Annotated in this window: 17 protein-coding genes; 12 read left to right on the plus strand and 5 right to left on the minus strand. The window is 35.5% G+C overall.

The features are described from left to right. Window positions 1-81 precede the first annotated feature (81 nt). Together pdhA and OL225_RS09620 are read right to left on the minus strand one after the other, a co-directional pair. Complete coding sequence (pdhA, locus tag OL225_RS09615) at window positions 82-1083, minus strand: pyruvate dehydrogenase (acetyl-transferring) E1 component subunit alpha (RefSeq protein ID WP_264518092.1); 1002 nt, start codon at window positions 1081-1083, stop codon at window positions 82-84. Between the two features lie 316 nt (window positions 1084-1399). Next, on the minus strand, window positions 1400-1831 hold the full coding sequence (locus OL225_RS09620) for an NIPSNAP family protein (RefSeq protein WP_264518093.1): 432 nt from the start codon (window positions 1829-1831) through the stop codon (window positions 1400-1402). 201 nt (window positions 1832-2032) lie between these two features. Between OL225_RS09620 and OL225_RS09625 the strand changes: the two genes are divergently transcribed. The 3 genes from OL225_RS09625 to OL225_RS09635 are packed head-to-tail and all read left to right on the plus strand — an operon-like array spanning window position 2033 to window position 4944. Further along, a complete protein-coding gene (locus OL225_RS09625; RefSeq protein ID WP_047375248.1) occupies window positions 2033-2635 on the plus strand; it encodes a phosphatase PAP2 family protein in 603 nt (200 codons plus the stop codon). Between the two features lie 8 nt (window positions 2636-2643). Next, window positions 2644-3135 carry a BlaI/MecI/CopY family transcriptional regulator gene (locus OL225_RS09630; RefSeq protein WP_264518094.1) on the plus strand — a complete coding sequence of 164 codons (492 nt, stop codon included), beginning with the start codon at window positions 2644-2646 and terminating at the stop codon, window positions 3133-3135. Window positions 3136-3159: 24 nt separating this feature from the next. Further along, window positions 3160-4944: a DUF4153 domain-containing protein gene (locus tag OL225_RS09635; RefSeq protein ID WP_264518095.1), complete on the plus strand. Its 1785-nt coding sequence runs from the start codon at window positions 3160-3162 to the stop codon at window positions 4942-4944. A gap of 57 nt (window positions 4945-5001) precedes the next feature. Here OL225_RS09635 and OL225_RS09640 read toward each other — a convergent pair whose 3' ends face one another. After that, window positions 5002-5754 (minus strand): hypothetical protein, encoded by a 753-nt coding sequence (locus tag OL225_RS09640; RefSeq protein ID WP_264518096.1) that lies wholly within the window; start codon window positions 5752-5754, stop codon window positions 5002-5004. 139 nt (window positions 5755-5893) lie between these two features. Next, window positions 5894-6250 carry an RNA recognition motif domain-containing protein gene (locus tag OL225_RS09645; RefSeq protein ID WP_047375252.1) on the minus strand — a complete coding sequence of 119 codons (357 nt, stop codon included), beginning with the start codon at window positions 6248-6250 and terminating at the stop codon, window positions 5894-5896. Window positions 6251-6604: 354 nt separating this feature from the next. Between OL225_RS09645 and OL225_RS09650 the strand changes: the two genes are divergently transcribed. The 9 genes from OL225_RS09650 (at window position 6605) to OL225_RS09690 (ending at window position 16477) form a co-directional block, all read left to right on the plus strand. Beyond that, window positions 6605-7018 carry a DUF6157 family protein gene (locus tag OL225_RS09650; protein WP_047375254.1) on the plus strand — a complete coding sequence of 138 codons (414 nt, stop codon included), beginning with the start codon at window positions 6605-6607 and terminating at the stop codon, window positions 7016-7018. 97 nt (window positions 7019-7115) lie between these two features. Beyond that, window positions 7116-7511: an acyl-CoA thioesterase gene (locus OL225_RS09655; RefSeq protein ID WP_047384576.1), complete on the plus strand. Its 396-nt coding sequence runs from the start codon at window positions 7116-7118 to the stop codon at window positions 7509-7511. Continuing rightward, window positions 7508-8068 carry a helix-turn-helix domain-containing protein gene (locus OL225_RS09660; protein ID WP_213279178.1) on the plus strand — a complete coding sequence of 187 codons (561 nt, stop codon included), beginning with the start codon at window positions 7508-7510 and terminating at the stop codon, window positions 8066-8068. The genes OL225_RS09655 and OL225_RS09660 overlap by 4 nt, the downstream gene beginning before the upstream one ends. 215 nt (window positions 8069-8283) lie before the next feature. Continuing rightward, on the plus strand, window positions 8284-11148 hold the full coding sequence (locus tag OL225_RS09665; protein WP_264518097.1) for a heavy metal translocating P-type ATPase: 2865 nt from the start codon (window positions 8284-8286) through the stop codon (window positions 11146-11148). A gap of 4 nt (window positions 11149-11152) precedes the next feature. Continuing rightward, a complete protein-coding gene (locus tag OL225_RS09670) occupies window positions 11153-11881 on the plus strand; it encodes a DUF72 domain-containing protein (RefSeq protein ID WP_264518098.1) in 729 nt (242 codons plus the stop codon). 291 nt (window positions 11882-12172) lie between these two features. Further along, a complete protein-coding gene (locus OL225_RS09675) occupies window positions 12173-13039 on the plus strand; it encodes a polysaccharide deacetylase family protein (RefSeq protein ID WP_264518099.1) in 867 nt (288 codons plus the stop codon). 75 nt (window positions 13040-13114) lie between these two features. Then, window positions 13115-13774: a YggS family pyridoxal phosphate-dependent enzyme gene (locus OL225_RS09680; protein WP_264518100.1), complete on the plus strand. Its 660-nt coding sequence runs from the start codon at window positions 13115-13117 to the stop codon at window positions 13772-13774. A 56-nt stretch (window positions 13775-13830) separates the two neighbouring features. Beyond that, complete coding sequence (locus tag OL225_RS09685) at window positions 13831-15015, plus strand: sigma-54-dependent transcriptional regulator (RefSeq protein ID WP_047375267.1); 1185 nt, start codon at window positions 13831-13833, stop codon at window positions 15013-15015. Between the two features lie 100 nt (window positions 15016-15115). After that, the gene (locus OL225_RS09690) at window positions 15116-16477 is read left to right on the plus strand and encodes an MATE family efflux transporter (protein ID WP_264518101.1); all 1362 of its coding nucleotides are present in this window, start codon (window positions 15116-15118) and stop codon (window positions 16475-16477) included. Window positions 16478-16641: 164 nt separating this feature from the next. Here the strand turns inward: OL225_RS09690 and OL225_RS09695 are convergent, their stop codons facing one another. Beyond that, window positions 16642-17145, minus strand: a complete 504-nt coding sequence (locus tag OL225_RS09695) for a GNAT family N-acetyltransferase (protein ID WP_264518102.1) — start codon at window positions 17143-17145, stop codon at window positions 16642-16644. Between the last annotated feature and the right edge of the window lie 19 nt (window positions 17146-17164).

Genomic DNA, 17164 nt, shown 5'->3' on the forward strand with positions numbered 1-17164 from the left:
CTATATTGATTTGAGATTCGAGATTTGAGATTTGAGATTTCAGAAATTTCAAACTTCAAATTTCAAATTAATTTTTATTTTTTAGTTTTCTAATTTGTCTAGGAATGGATAGTTTTCCTGAGCATATACATACTCATAGATCTTTTCTGTCTCTGGATATGGAGAATTTTCCATAAATTCGATACACTCTTCAACAAAGTCTCTTGACTTATTATCCATAGCTTCCAATTCAGCTTCTGTAGCCCATCCGTTTTCTAAAATTCTGTGTTTTACAAGCTCGATTGGGTCATCATTTTTATGAATAGCTACTTCTTCTTTAGATCTGTATGGCTCAGCATCAGACATAGAGTGTCCTCTGTAACGGTAAGTTCTTGCTTCAATGAATGTAGGACCATCTCCTCTTCTTGCTCTTTCAATAGCCTCATAAGCAGCTTCAGCTACTTTTTCAGGATCCATTGCATCTACAGCAAGACAAGGCATTTCGTATCCTAATCCTAGTTTATAGATATCTTCGTGGTTGGCAGTTCTTTTTACAGAAGTTCCCATTGCATATTGGTTGTTTTCTACCACAAATACCACAGGAAGTTTCCAGTTCATTGCCATGTTGAATGTCTCATGTAAAGAACCTTGTCTAGCAGCTCCGTCTCCAAAGAAACAGATGTTCACTGCTTTTCTGTCAAAATATTTATCTGCAAAAGCAATACCTGCACCCAAAGGAATTTGTCCTCCAACGATACCGTGTCCTCCGTAAAAACGGCGTTCTTTACTGAAAATGTGCATAGATCCACCCATACCTCCGGATGTACCTGTAGCTTTACCGCAAAGTTCAGCCATGATTCTCTTAGGATCTACTCCCATCGCCATTGGATGGATGTGACATCTGTAAGCAGTAATCATACTATCCTTTGTCAGATCCATTGCATGTGTAAATCCAGCAGGAATAGCTTCCTGACCGTTATACAAATGTAAAAATCCTCTGATCTTTTGTTTTAGGTAAAGAGAACGGCATTTGTCTTCAAACCTTCTCCACATTGTCATATCTTCATACCACTTCAGGTATACCTCTTTAGAAAATTCTTTCATGTGTTAGCTCTTGCTTTTTTATGATGAAATAGTTGAGCAAAATTATGAAAAAAACTTTGTTTTTATTCTATACATAGATAACTTTTCGTTTTTTCTGTAAAATCTATTTGCAGGCCGAATGGATTATTCTTAATTTTCGACCCCTTGAAAGAAAGATAAAGCAGTGTTTTATCCATTATATTCTTACCGCGATATATAAGGAATCAGCCTATCCATATGGTTTTTCTGAAACAACACATAATTCGGAGATATCAAAATTCGGTACTTTTTATAATCCTATTTCTTTCTCTTTAATTATTGTTAATATATCTTTTGGTTATTTCAAGAGCTTCTTTTCCGGGGAAAAATCTGTAAGTTTCAGGGTTCTGTCTTCAATTTCATTAACGAAATTACCATATTGTTTTGCTGTTCTGGCTTTAATTTCTTTCCATTCTTTATCTGCCATGAATCCTTCCCACGCGGTTTTCATTGCATCTTCATCTTTCCACTCAAGCAGATAAACAAATTCTGTTTTCTCCCTGAATTCCGATTCCCAAGTTGCCACAATGGTAAAACTATATTTCTTCATTATCCTGAGTGCATGATCCCGGAAACGATCCAGAAAAACCTGTTTATTCTCTTTGGGAACTTCATAAATCCTTAACTGATGCACAGGAGCTGGCATTGTAGAAATTTTTTCCTGAGAAAGCTTTTGCCCAAAAGCAAAATAACCTGCAATTATCAAGAAGACTGTGAATAGATATTTCATTATATTAATGATTAAAACCAATTAGTTAAAGGTATACATTTTCGGCAAAATTCAATATTAATTTAAAATAACTGAAAATATTTCATTATATCAAAAGTGACTGACATTGAGCCGTTTTCACATAATTTAGCACCTTTAACACCTCTGTTTTCCGTTTGTTTTTTGAGGTTATAATGGTATATTTGATTTTTAAAATTGATTATGGAAGAAAAACAGTCTTCATTACTACATAAAATTTCAAAAGTCATTTCCGACTTCTTTAATCCTCTGGTCTCTCTGATTATTTTTTTCATATATATGAGCATCAGGGAATACACTCTTAAAGATTCTATGATGTACTTCATTCCCGTATTAGCAATGATTATTATTCCGGTTGTCATTTGGCTGGTATGGAATGTGAAAACAGGAAGATATACCAATATGGACGTATCCAACCGGGTTCAAAGAAAAACACTGTATATATTTATCGCAGTATGTGTGATTACTTATCTTGTTTTCGATTACATCAGAAACGGATCTGTTGATCTTGTCATGCTTTTTATTTTAATACTTCTATTTGCTCTTCAGGTAAGCAATCTTTTTATCAAAAGTTCAATGCATACCGCATTCAATATATTTGTAGCAGCTTTATTTTTTAGTCTTGATTGGAAAATGGGTCTGCTATGGCTGGGAATTGCCGCTTTGGTCGGAATTACCCGCATTATTTTAAAACGTCATACGGTAAAAGAAGTATTTATGGGGGCTGGAATAGCTTTTTTGGTATCTTTTATCTATCTTTATTGCAATATTCAATTTCAACATTAGAGTACTCTATGAAAATAAATCATCTTACTGCCGCAGAAGAAAACTTTATGAAGCTGTTTTGGAAAATGGAATCTTTCTATCTGAAGGACGTTATGGAGCAGCATCCGGAACCGAAACCACATCAGAATACGGTTTCCACTTATTTGAAAATACTGGTTGAGAAAGGCTATCTATCCACCGTAAAAGAAGGAAGAATTTTCAAATACACCGTGCTCGTTCCTTTGGAGGGATATAAAAAATTTCTATTGAAAGAACTTTCGCATAACTTTTTCAATAACTCAGGAAAGGAAATCCTGGAGCTTTTATTAAGCGAAAAATTAATATCCCAGGAAGATATGAAAGGTCATTTTGATCTGAAAATTGAAATAAAACCAGCAAAAGTTGAAGAACCAAAGTTTGAAATTGCTGAAGAAATCTTAAGTCCTAAAAAAGAGAAGAAGACCAAAGGAAAAGAGAAAGAAAAGGAGAAGGACAAAAAGAAAAAGAAGAAAAAAGATTAATCTTAATCTCAAAAACACCAAATCATGAAAACAAAATTCCAGGAAACATTAAGCCGGGCTAATGAAGTCATCTTCCGCTATCCGATGGTTCTGGCAGTAGCTTTATTAGCTGCAATAGGAGCCATCTGCATTGCTGAAACAGAGCTTGAAGAAGTTACAGCGTATATTAAATTTACGATTTGTGCCTGCCTCGGAATTTCACTGATGTTTGCCCTGAAAATGGTATCACAGAGAATCGGGAAAGAATTACTATTACACCTATGTGGTGTTGCTTTTCTTGTTGGATTCTATTGTATTTTGCCGGATAAAAAGAATAATTTCACCGAAGTTTACGTCTATATCATTGCAGTTACAGCTCTTCTCTCCCACTTGCTGGTTTCTTTTGTTCCGTTTCTTGAAAAAGACAAGGAGCTCCGATTCTGGCAGTATAACAAAAATCTTTTTGTAAATTTCTTCCTTACTATTGTATTTACAGGAGTTTTGACCGGCGGAGTTGAATTGGCCATTTTAGCTGTTGATAAACTTTTTGATTTTCATTTTCATCACAGAATTTATACTGATACATTTTTTGTTCTGGCTATTTTCGGAAGCAGTTTTATTTTTCTTTTATTTAGTGACAAAGGTTTAAATAATCTTGAAAAAGATGGAACATATCCTGTTGTTTTAAAGTTTTTCACTCAGTTTATTTTAATCCCGCTACTCCTTATTTACGTAGCAATTCTTTATTTTTATTCTTTTAAAATCCTGATGAACTGGCAGCTTCCAAGAGGTTGGGTTTCCTATCTTGTATTAGCCTACAGCATTGTTGGGGTTCTGGCATTGCTTCTTGTACATCCATTAAAAGAAGAAAATGCAAAATCGTGGGTTAAGATATTCTCAAAAGCATTTTACTACACCATTGTTCCTTTGATCATTCTGCTTTTCACAGCCATTTTCACAAGAATTCTGGAATATGGCTATACAGAACCAAGATATTTTGTTTTTCTTATAGCACTTTGGCTGCTGAGTATTGTTATTTACTTTATTTTCAGTAGAAAAGCAACGATAAAGTTTATTCCGGTCAGCTTATTTTTGTTTGGAGCTTTTGCTTTAATTTTTCCTTATCTCAATGCTTTCAGTGTTGCCAAGAGAAGTCAGAAGACAGAACTCATGAATATTTTAAATCAAAATCAGTTAATCAGTGCCGGTAAAATTAATTTTAATAAAAAAATTACGGATACAGTTCGTAATGAAATTGCTGATAAGTTTGAATTTCTGGCAGAAAGAAAACAAAGTGAATTTTTATCAGATCTTCTGAATCAAAAAGATCAATCTGAGTTATCCGATAATATTGAAAAGGGTGCATTTTATAATATTAATTACAATATTCAAAATAAATTTTCGGATGTAAATATCACCGTTAAAAATAAGCCTTACGAACTGAACAGAATTGTTCTTGTTCCTGAAAAGCAAATTATAAACATCCAAAATTATCAATATTTACTCACTTTTCATCGTTACAGCAGAGATCCGCAAAAGCTGAATGAAGACCAGTTTGAACTTACAGATCAGCTGACTGACAAATCCTCATTGAGGCTGAGATTAAATTCTAATGAAGAAGTAGATTTCGGACCGAGAATCATTCAATTATTTGAAGAAAATAAAAACAAAAACGGAACCGTAAAAGTTCCTGATATAGCAATGGAATCTGATTTAGGTAAATACCATGTCAAACTTATTTTCAATGAAATTACAAAAGAAAAATATTCTGATAATGAACTGGCCAGCATTTATTATGAGAATGTTTACATTCTGATAAGATTAAAATAATGAATAAAAAAGACTGCCACAAGGACAGTCTTTTTTATTTGTATATAGAATATTGTTTTATCTGTTGGTTCCTGAGCTCCATAATGGAGTATAATCTCCGTAGATTACTAAGTTTCCGTCATTTTGTACGGAAAGCTTGTTTGCTCCTCTGCGGGAAGTATTTGAACTCCAGACAGCTTTATTATAAGAATCATATACAACAAGGTTTCCATCGCTTTGAAATTCAGCTCTGTTTCCTTTATTATCAGTTCCCGCTGCCCAGATTACATCACCGCTATCATAGGATAAAACTAGGTTTCCATCATTTTGGAAAGCTAAATAATAGCTTCCATTAGGAGAAAACACTTTTTCTCCCTTACGGAATCTGTGTCCTGTACTTACATTACCATTTCCACGGCCAAAGCCATTATTTCTTCCGCCATTTTTCAAATCACTTTTTGATGCCCATAAAGGATTTGAACCATTATAAATCACAAGATTACCATCATCCTGAACAGTTAATCTTTCTGCTCTTCTTCCATTGGTATTAGAACTGAAAGCCACTCCGTTTCCCGGAGTATAAACTACTAAGTTGCCATCCTCCTGAAAAACAGCTCTCACTCCCTTATTATTTGTTTTGGCATCCCACATTGAAGCACCCGCTCTATTGTATAAAACCAGGTTACCATCATTCTGAAAAATCAGATAATATCGGTTGTTACTCGCCCAATACTTTCTGTTTTGCTCTAGGGTCTGACCAGTATAAATGTTTTGTGCATTGATTAATAATCCACCAAACACCATCATTAATGCTAATAAATGTTTTTTCATTATAATTACTTTTTGATTGATTGATAATTTTCTAAAATTATGCCAAAACACTTCAATATCTCAATACAAAACTCTAATTAAATGATTTACTGGAAATTAAATTGCATAAAAAAAGCGGCTTAAAAGCCGCTCCATATTTTTACCAACGATTTCCGCCTCCGCCACGGTTGTTACCGTTACCATAGCCTCCGCCTCTATTGTTGTTGTTACCATAACCTCCGCCTCTGTTGTTGTCGAAGCTTCTTCTTGGCTTCTCTTCTCTTGGCTTAGCTTCAGATACGTTTAAAGCTTTTCCGTTGAATTCTTTTTGGTTAAGAGCTTCAATAGCTTGCTTTCCTTCTTCATCACCCATTTCTACGAAACCGAAACCTCTGGAACGACCAGTTTCTCTGTCTGTAACAATTTTAGCTGATGATACGTCTCCAAATTCTGCGAATAGATCGTGCAACTCATACTCTTTAGTTGCGTAATTGATGTTTGAAACAAAAATGTTCATTTTGAATAAATTAAAAAATTAATAAAAATTTGGTATATAAAAGAAAAACAACATAAATTAATGAACAAATATTGATTCCAAATATAAACGTATGCAAGATACAATTAAAAATTTCAAATCAAAGCTTTTTTTAAATATTTCTCACATTATGTTGAATCTCTAAAGTTAAAAACAACCCAAACACAATAAAACACACTGATTTACAAATAATTATATTTAAAAATTCGTTATTATAAAATTAGTTAATTTTTTTTAAATAAAAACAATATTGGAGATCTATTACTTTGATAATCCACAAGATAGTATTTTATTTATAAGCACCCTTACTATTAAATATCAATTAAAAGTCAGAAGATGAAACAACACACAACTAATTACATCAACACCTTTATTGAAGTAGCCGAAGACTGCCCTGTTTCCCAGGCTCAGATACCTCCTGAGAAAAAAGAAAAAACAATTGCCAGTCTTCAATATGAGAAACTTATAAAAAATCCCTATCAATATTCATCAGATGATATCATTTTTGAATGTTATGCTATTAAAAATGATATTTCAGAAAGCAAAAAGCAGGAAGAAAGAGAAAAATTCTTTTCCAAAGGTCAGGCATGCCTCCGATCTTCTCCATTAGCTAAAAGATATGGATTTGGAATCCATCATAATACAGATAAGAAAGTTGCTCTGTTCCCTATAGAAAGTAAAGAATATCAGGATTTATTGAATAGCACTTCTGTCACAAAAACAAAAGCCATGCGTTCCAAAAGAAAATGATTGAGAAAATGAATCATTATTTTCAGATCAATAAATGCTATTCTTTTGAAAACATCAGCTTTTAACACTAAATTTGTAGTACAAATTATTAAAAGATATGAACTACCATACCAGAAAATGGGTAAAACCTGAAGACTTAAATCCAAATCACTCTCTTTTTGGGGGAAGACTCCTGCAATGGATTGACGAAGAAGCCGCATTGTATGCCATTATCCAGTTAGAAAACACAAAAGTAGTCACCAAATTTATCTCTGAGATTAATTTCGTCAGCTCTGCTAAGCAGGGTGACATTATAGAAATAGGTATTGAGGCAACTCATTTCGGATCCTCCTCTGTTACTTTAAGATGTGATGTACGAAATAAGATGACCCATCAAACCATTATTACTGTAGAAAAAATCGTAATGGTAAACCTGGATGCAGAAGGCAACCCTTCTCCTCATGGCAAAACCCAGATTGAATTCGTAAAAGACAGGCTAAACAACAGTCTATGAAAATTTTCATAAAAAACATGGTCTGCAACAGGTGCATTGCGGCAGTAGAAAACATCTTTAATAATACAGGTGTAAAAACAAGTGCCGTCATATTAGGTGAAGCAGAAACTGAAACTGAAGTTTCTCCTGAGAAGCTGCAGGCCATCGAAAAAGAGCTGCTTGCTACAGGTTTTGAAAGAATCATGGATTCCGCACATCAGGTTGTTGAAAAAATCAAAAACCTGATCATTATAAAGATCAGCGACCTTGATATTGCTGAAGACTTTCTGCTTTCAGAATTTTTAAGTTCAAAACTTCATAAGGATTACAGTTCACTTTCAAAGACATTTTCACAAAACGAAAATATCACCTTAGAGCAGTTCTTTATTCTTCAGAAAATTGAAAAAGTAAAAGAACTTCTTCTCTATAATGAATTCAATCTTACCGAAATTGCCGGAAAGCTTGGCTATAAAAGTGTTCAGCATCTTTCTTCCCAATTCAGGAATACAACCGGATTTACCCCTACTGAATTCAAAAAACTTAAAGAACATAACCGTAAAGCGCTTGACAATCTATAAGTAAGAGCGTTTGAGAGTGGGAGAGTTTGAGCGTTTGGGAGTAAAAGAGTTAAATATCTGTATTTCACTTAAAAATCCTCATACTCTTAAACGCTCCCACCCTACAACTCTCCCACTCTAAAACTCATCCTCTCCTAATTTTATAACTATTATCCTTAAATTTATAACAACCTTAGCATTCCATTTTGGAAATTTGTAGTATAAATTTAAGAATCATGGAACAACAGTATAAAATACTCGGAATGACCTGTTCCGGCTGCCAGAAAAAAATTTCAAATCAACTGAACAGTGTTGAAGGCGTTCAAGCAGATGTCAATCTGGAAAACAATACCGCAACAATTACTTCCAGTCATGGAGTAAAGCTTTCAGTTTTAAATGATGCTTTGGCAGAAATAGGAAAATACAGACTTGAAGACCCGAATAATCCTGAGAAAGCCTTTGTAAAACCTCAGGACCGCGTATCTCCGTCTTCAGTATACTATTGTCCAATGGAGTGCGAAGGAGATAAAGTATATTTTAAACAAGGTGAAAGATGCCCTGTCTGCAAAATGTACCTGGTACCTATTGAAGAAAAACTAGCCAAAGACCCCAATCATAAACCAACCTTTTCCACAACCAATCTTCCGGAAAACTTTAAAGACAATATAGGAAAATATTATTGTCCGATGTTTTGCGAAGGAGATAAAGTGTACGATGAAAAAGGAGACTGCCCGGTTTGTCATATGCATTTAGAACCGATAACGGAAGAGCTTGTTCAAAAAGGAAGTTCACATCAACAACATTCTCACTCCCACGCTCATCATCATCATGATCATCACAGCCATAACCACGAGGCTTCTAAAGTAACTGATGAAATGGCAGGCAGGTATTACTGTCCAATGTATTGTGAAGGAGACAAAACCTATGATTCTAATGTAGGATGCCCTGTCTGTGGTATGGACCTGGTAAAGTATCCTGAAAAGAAAACTGCAAAATATACATGTCCTATGCATCCGGAAATTATTCGTGATGAACCTGGAGACTGCCCGATCTGTGGAATGGATCTCGTAAGAATGCCGGACAGCAGTGATGATGAAGAGGATGAAACATACAATATATTAAAGAAAAAATTCATTACTTCACTAGCATTTACGATTCCCGTTTTCATTCTATCAATGGGCGGAATGTTGATCAATTTTCCTTTTTCCCATCAGATTCAGGGATTTATCGAACTTGCTTTAACGCTTCCGGTAATGTTTTATTCCGGATGGTTTCTGTTGAAAAGAGGATGGGTTTCTTTCAAAACATGGAATCTCAACATGTTCAGTCTTATTGCGCTGGGTGTGGCTGCCGCATTTATTTTCAGTATTGTGGCTTTAGTATTTCCGGACATTATTCCGCATGAAATTCGTGGACATAATCATGAAATTCCATTATATTTTGAAGCTGTCTGTGTGATTTTAACCCTTGTTATTTTAGGCCAGCTGATGGAAGCTGCTGCTCATAAGAAAACAGGTAATGCCATCAAAGAACTGATGAATCTTTCTCCGGACGAAGCCAACCTTATGGTGAATGGTGAAGAAAAGAAAGTGTTGCTTTCTCAGGTAAAAATTGGAGATTTATTAAAAGTAAAACCGGGTGAAAAAATTCCCGTAGACGGAAAAATTACTGAGGGAAATTCTATTGTAGACGAAAGTATGATCACAGGTGAACCCGTTCCTGTTGAAAAGAATATAGATGATAAAGTTTCTTCAGGAACGATAAATGGTAATCAGGTATTCATCATGAAGGCTGAGAAAGTAGGTGATGAAACACTTCTTTCACAGATCATTAAAATGGTGAATGAAGCCAGCCGAAGCAAAGCTCCGATCCAGAAACTTACTGATAAGGTTTCAAAAGTATTTGTTCCCGTTGTAATTCTTATTGCTGTACTTACTTTTATCCTGTGGCAGTTTTTCGGTCCGGAAGGAAAAAGAACCTTATTTGCATTCGTGAACGCTGTTGCAGTTTTAATTGTAGCATGTCCGTGTGCCCTGGGACTGGCAACTCCTATGTCTTTAATGGTAGGAATCGGGAAAGGCGCCAAAAACGGAATTCTGATCAAAAACGCAGAAGCTCTGGAACAAATGAACAAAGTAAATGTTTTGATCACGGATAAAACAGGAACTTTAACGGAAGGAAAACCTTCAGTAGAACATATTGAAACCGTAACCGGAGATCAGAATCAGATTTTAAAACTGGCTTTCTCTTTAAATCAGAATTCAGAGCACCCACTTTCCAATGCTGTAATAAAAAGAGCGAAAGAAGAAAATATAACTTCTGAAAAAGTAGATCAGTTTGAGAATATTTCGGGAAAAGGAGTCAAAGGAAATATCAATGGTAAAACAGCTTATTTAGGAAATGAAAGCCTGTTAACCTCACATCAGATCACCATTCCGGAAAGTTTAAAGCAAAAAGCTGAGGAAGTACAGTCAAAGGCACATACGATCTCTTATATTGCACAAAATCAGCAGGTGCTTGGTTTCATAAGCTTTACAGATAAAATAAAAGAAAGTTCCAAAAAAGCAGTTAAACAGCTGATGAGCGAAGGAATTGATGTTATTATGATGACTGGAGATAATGAGCACACAGCCAAAGCCGTTGCCGATGAATTAGGAATCAAACATTTCAAAGCCAACTGTCTTCCGGAAGATAAACTGAATGAGGTAAAAAGGCTGCAAAAGCAAGGTAAGATTGTAGCCATGACCGGAGATGGAATCAATGACTCTCCTGCCCTTGCACAATCAAATGTAGGAATTGCCATGGGAACAGGAACAGATGTAGCCATTGAAAGTGCTGAGATTACCTTGTTAAAAGGAGATATTCTGGGAGTTGCAAAAGCGAAATTATTAAGTGAAAAACTTCTCAAAAACATTAAAGAAAACCTGTTCTTCGCGTTCATCTATAATGTCCTGGGAGTTCCGGTAGCGGCAGGATTATTGTATCCATTCTTTGGAATTCTGCTATCACCAATGATTGCAGCTGCAGCAATGAGCTTCAGTTCCCTGTCTGTGATTCTGAATTCATTGAGATTAAACTCCGTGGATCTGGATATAAAATAACATTATGATAAAAGAAAATCTTTACATAGGGTGCTCAGGATTTTATAATAACGACTGGAAAGGGTCTTTATATCCTGAAAATGCCCAAAGTAAAGATTTTCTTTCTTTATACTCCAAAACATTCAACGCGGTAGAAATCAACTCTACCTTTTATAGAAAGCCAACATCAAAAACACTTTTGAAATGGCATGATGAAACTCCTGATTCTTTCAGGTTTTTCATTAAAATTCCAAAATCCATTTCCCATCAAAACTGCCTTGAAAATTCAAAGGAAGACATTGCAGCCTTCAGCAAGCACATTCAAAGTAATCTGAAAGGTAAACTTGCAGGATTTCTCTATCAACTTCCTCCTTCTTTTAAAAATACAGCAGAAAATACAGAAAGGATAATCAGTTCTGTTGATCGCACATTCCTTAATGTAATTGAATTCCGGCACGACTCATGGTGGCAAAAAGAAATATTCGTTTTTTTAAAACAACATAATATCGTCTTCTCAGGTGTAAGTTTTCCAGGTGATCTTCCTGAAGAACTTATTATTAATCATCCGGAGATCCTCTATTACAGGCTTCACGGAATACCCGTTCTTTACAAATCTGAATACAGCGAACATTTTTTGAATGAACTTGCCGGGAAGATTAAAAACGCTCAACGAACCGCTTTTATATTTTTCAATAATACCTGGGGAACTGCAGCCATCAAAAATTCACTTTACTTAAAAAGTATTTTAAAATAACGAACAGCTGCAATTATTTGATTGTTAAAATAAAATAATTCCCTATCAAATGAAGAATATTGAAAGTGTAATAAAAATAGAAAAAGACTATCGTTTACACATTTATAAATGTTACGATTTAAAGAAAACAAAACAATAAATCTACAATTCATCAGGCAATTGAAATCTCCTTTAAAATAAAGTTCTTAAAATAAACTTAAAAAGAAAAAACCTGCACAGCATGGCATGTAATTTGTTAACTTTCAACTGTTATTTTTAACGATTTTTAACAAATTAAATTCCATTATCTTTATGAGAAAAATTTTTGCGGGAAAGTCAACAAATAAGACTTTTCTCGGGATGTTTGCATTGATGAGTGCAACTTCGGCTTTATTGTATAGCTGTAATTTCAAGAATGAAGTGAAGAGCGACCCCGTCGTCAATTCACAGGAGCATCCTTCCGCAGAAATACCCTCCAAAATGGACGATGAAAGCATAGATCCGGATAAAAGAGTGATCTACCTTACCTTTGATGACGGCCCCAATCAGGGAACCGAAAATCTTTTAAAAATCCTGGACAAAAGAAATGTTTGTGCAACTGCCTTTCTGGTAGGGAAACATGCCTATGGAAGCAAAAAACAGAAAGATGATCTGCAGCTTCTGAAGCAAAACCCTCTTGTAGAACTGGCCAACCACAGCTTTAGCCACGCCCATAACAAATACACTGATTTTTATAAAAATGCTGAGTCTGTAGTCCACGATTTTGATATCGCCAAAGACAGCCTGAAACTTTCCGATAAAATAGCAAGAACTCCCGGAAGAAATATCTGGAGGCTGAACAATATTAACGTAACCGATATCAAAAGTTCTACTGCAGCGGCAGATGGTCTTAAAAAAGCAGGTTATAAAGTAATCGGCTGGGATCTTGAATGGAGACCTTCCCAGAAAATGACTTTAAAAGGAAGCCATGAAGCAATGATCAAGAAAGTTGACAGTATTTTCTTTAACGATCTTGAGAAAACTTCAAGACACCTTGTTTTCCTTACTCATGATCAATATCTCAGAGATACAGACTCTATCAATGAGCTGGATCTGTTTATTGAAAAACTGCAGAAAAGCAACAAGTTTGTTTTCAGAAAGATTTCTCAATATCCTAAGATCAATGAAGTTTTGAATTAATTTTCATATAAAAAGAACAATGTAAAATGTATCCATCACTGGCAACTGTCAGGGAATTTTCGGAAATTTGCATCTATGAGTATTAAAGAAAATTATAAATCTATAAAAGATCAGCTGCCATCCAATGTTCAGCTGGTTGCTGTCTCTAAAACGCATCCCGCTTCTGCAGTTCAGGAAGTATATGATCTGGGACAGAGAGTTTTTGGAGAAAATAAGGTACAGGAACTGATGGAGAAATCCCCTCTTCTTCCTCAGGATATCCAATGGCATCTTATCGGCCACTTACAGACCAATAAAGTAAAATACATTGCTCCTTTCATAGATACGATACAAAGTGTGGATTCTGAAAAATTATTAGCAGAAATCAACAAAGAGTCAGGAAAGAACAACAGGGTCATCAAGGTTCTGCTGCAGGTAAAAATTGCCGCTGAGGAAAGTAAATTCGGACTTGAAATCACTGAGGCGAAAGATCTGTTTCAGCTGTATTTTGAAGGTCAATTCCCTAATGTTGAAATTACCGGTTTAATGGGAATGGCAACATTCACAGATGATGAGCAGCAGGTAAGAAATGAATTTTTAATCCTGAAGGGCCTTTTTGATGAATTAAATCAATTAAAAACACTAAATACATTATCAATGGGAATGAGTGATGATTTCCCGACAGCTATTGAGTGTGGTGCTAACTCTGTGAGAGTTGGATCTGCAATTTTTGGAAGAAGAGACTATTCAAAATAGAATATTTAGGTACAGTTTTTGCTAATAATTGAAACAAAAAATTTAAATTTGCAACTATGCAAAAAATCCTTATAGTAGAAGACGAAAAAGCAATCTCGGGAGTACTTCACAGTATTCTTTCGGATGAATTAACCGATTATGAATTTGTTATCGCTGAAGACGGCCTTGAAGGTTACAAACAGGTAGAAAAAGAAGATTTCGCATTGGTGATCTCTGATATCAAAATGCCTAAACTTTCTGGAACTGAACTTTTGAAGCAAAGTCTCGCATTAAAACCAGAAACTACTTTTATCATGATCTCAGGCCACGCAGATATTGATTCTGCTGTTTCCTGTTTGAAAGAGGGTGCATACGATTTTATCTCCAAGCCAATTGACATCAACAGATTGATCACAAGTGTGAAAAACGCTTTGGTAAAAGAAACCCTGAAGAAAGAAAACAAAAATCTTCAGACTGAAAACAAAACCTTAAAGAGAAAAGTAAATAAAAAATACCAGATGATCGGTGATTCTCCTGCTCTTCAAAAGATTCAGGATATGATCGAAAAAGTAGCCGTTTCTGACGCCAGAGTTCTTATTACAGGACCTAATGGTGCCGGAAAAGAATTGGTAGCCCATGCCATCCACAATCAAAGTGAACGTGCAAGAGGCCCTATGATAGAAGTAAACTGTGCTGCAATTCCATCTGAACTTATTGAATCTGAACTTTTCGGACACGTAAAAGGTTCTTTTACAGGGGCTATTAAAGATAAGCAGGGAAAATTTGAGCAGGCTAACGGCGGTACGATCTTCCTTGATGAGATTGGCGATATGAGCCTTATTGCTCAGGCTAAGGTATTGAGAGCTCTTCAGGAAAGCAAAGTTTCTCCTGTAGGAAGTGATAAAGAAATAAAAGTTGACGTAAGAGTTATTGCGGCAACCAATAAGAATATGCAGAAAGAAATTGAGGAAGGGAAATTCAGAGAAGATCTTTACCACAGACTTTCTGTTATTGAAATCTATGTTCCGCCATTGGATGACAGAAAAGAGGATATCAAATTGCTGGTTGAGCATTTCTCAGGTATGATTGCTGATGAGCATGGTACTGCTGTGAAAAAGTTTGATGATAAAGCTGTTGATGCTTTAAAATCCCTTTCATGGACTGGAAATATCAGGGAGTTAAGGAATGTTGTGGAGAGATTGATTATTCTTGGTGGAAACACTGTTTCTGAAGGTGACGTTGCAAGTTTTGTAAGGAAATAATAAAGCTATTATTTACGATATTATAAAAATTTGCAGTGTTACCACTGCAAATTTTTTTTTACCCTATTTGAATTATAAACTATATGAATCTTAAAATATTATGAAATTTTTAAACAAAAACTATACGAAAGAATGCCTGACTTTGGCTCTGCCTGTGATGCTTACCCAGGTGGGGCAGGTTTCCGTAAACTTATTCGATAATATTATTGTCGGAAAACTTTTGGGTGCTGATGCGTTGGCATCCGTTTCATTGGGGAATGCTGTATTTTTCTCCATATTTGTATTAGCTCTGGGCTTTTCATTTGCTATCCCGCCATTGGTTTCGGAAGCACATTCAAGACAGGATCATGCTACAATCAATTCTGTTTTCAGTCACGGTTTTATCATCAATATGGCTGTTGGGGTGATCCTGATGGTAATCTTACTTATGGGGATGCCACTACTCTATCACTCCGGGCAGCCAGCCAAAATCATTCCTGATACAGTAGGTTTCTTAAGTATCATGGTGGTCAGTATGATCCCATTTATGGCATTTCAGACGCTTCGTGAGGTTTCCGAAGGTTTGTCCTATACCATTGGAGTTACCAAGGCAACTATTATCGCGAATATCATCAATATTGCCTTAAACTATGTCTTTATCAAAGGACTTTGGGGAATTCCTGCAATGGGTGTACAGGGTTCTGCTCTGGCAACCCTGATTTCCAGAATTTTCATGGTTGTTTTCCTGTATTTTGTTTTGGTGAAAGAAGAAAAAACAAGACGCTATATCAAAGACTTCTCTTTAAAAATTAAGGATTTCTCAAAGCAAATGTTTGATAAAATGGTGAAACTGGGACTGCCTACAGCCCTACAGATGTTCTTTGAGGTAACCGCTTTTGCCGGAGCTGCATTTATCTGCGGACTGATCTCTGCTCATGATATTGCTTCCCACCAGATCGCCTTAAGTATGGCCTCTTTCACCTTTAACTTATGTGTTGGGTTTAGTGTTGCTTCTACAGTAATGATCGGAAGAAAAGTGGGTGAACAGAATTTTGTAGAACTCAGAAAGGTAGGAATCAACAACCTGAAGATTGCCTTTATTTTCATGTGTATCTGTGGATTGGTATTTATTTTAGGCAGAAATATACTCCCAACCTTTTTCACCAAAAAAGAAGAAGTGGAAGTGATTACCCTGGCATCAAAACTAATGATTATCGCAGCGCTGTTCCAGCTTTCTGACGGAATTCAGGTAACTGCTTTAGGAATGTTGAGAGGTTTACAGGATGTGAAAATTCCATCTATTTATACTTTTATTGCTTATTGGGTAATTACCATTCCTTTGGGATATTTCTTGTGTGTAACCCTGGAAATGGGAGCATTCGGAATGTGGATTGCACTCGGATTAGGATTGACAGTTTCTGCTGTTTTCCTGGTAAAACGATTCCTGAATATGTCTGCGAAAAGAATTAAGCAGAATTCATAAAAACAAAAAGGCTGTTTCAATATTTGAGGCAGCCTTTTTTATATTTGTTAATGTACAGCAGAACATTGATATATGTCTTTTCTCAGATCTACATGATTATGTATATTTTCTAAACACAAATTGCACAAATTAAATTCACAAATAGGCATAATTTTCTACTCAGCTTAATCTATTCTCTTTCCTAAGATCTTCAGGCTTCTTTCAACACCATCCAAAATTGCTACATTAGGCAGACTTCCCCAATCTTCAAATCCAAAGTGTCTGAATAACTTCAAACTGGGCTCATTATGAAGGAAAATAAGCGCTACAAGATTTTTTACTCCAAATTTTCCGGCATTATCAATACAATACTGAAGAATGGTTTTTCCATACCCTTTTCCTCTGCAGGCTTCATCCAGATAAATGCTTACTTCCACCGTTCCATTGTATGCTGCTCTCTCATGAAATGAACTGAAACTTACCCAACCAATGATCTGGCTTTGTTCATCTTCAACCACCCAAAGTGGTCTTGTCTGAGGGTTATGCTCTTCAAACCACTTTAGTTTGCTTTCTACAGAGACTTCTTCCATATCTGCAGTAACCATTCTTGAAGCAATTGTTGAATTATATATGGCTACGATTTTGTTTAAATCTGCCCACTCAGCATTTCTGAACTTTAATTTTTCCATGAATATTGGATTCAACTTA

It is taken from the genome of Chryseobacterium viscerum (assembly GCF_025949665.1).
Lineage (GTDB): Bacteria > Bacteroidota > Bacteroidia > Flavobacteriales > Weeksellaceae > Chryseobacterium > Chryseobacterium viscerum_A.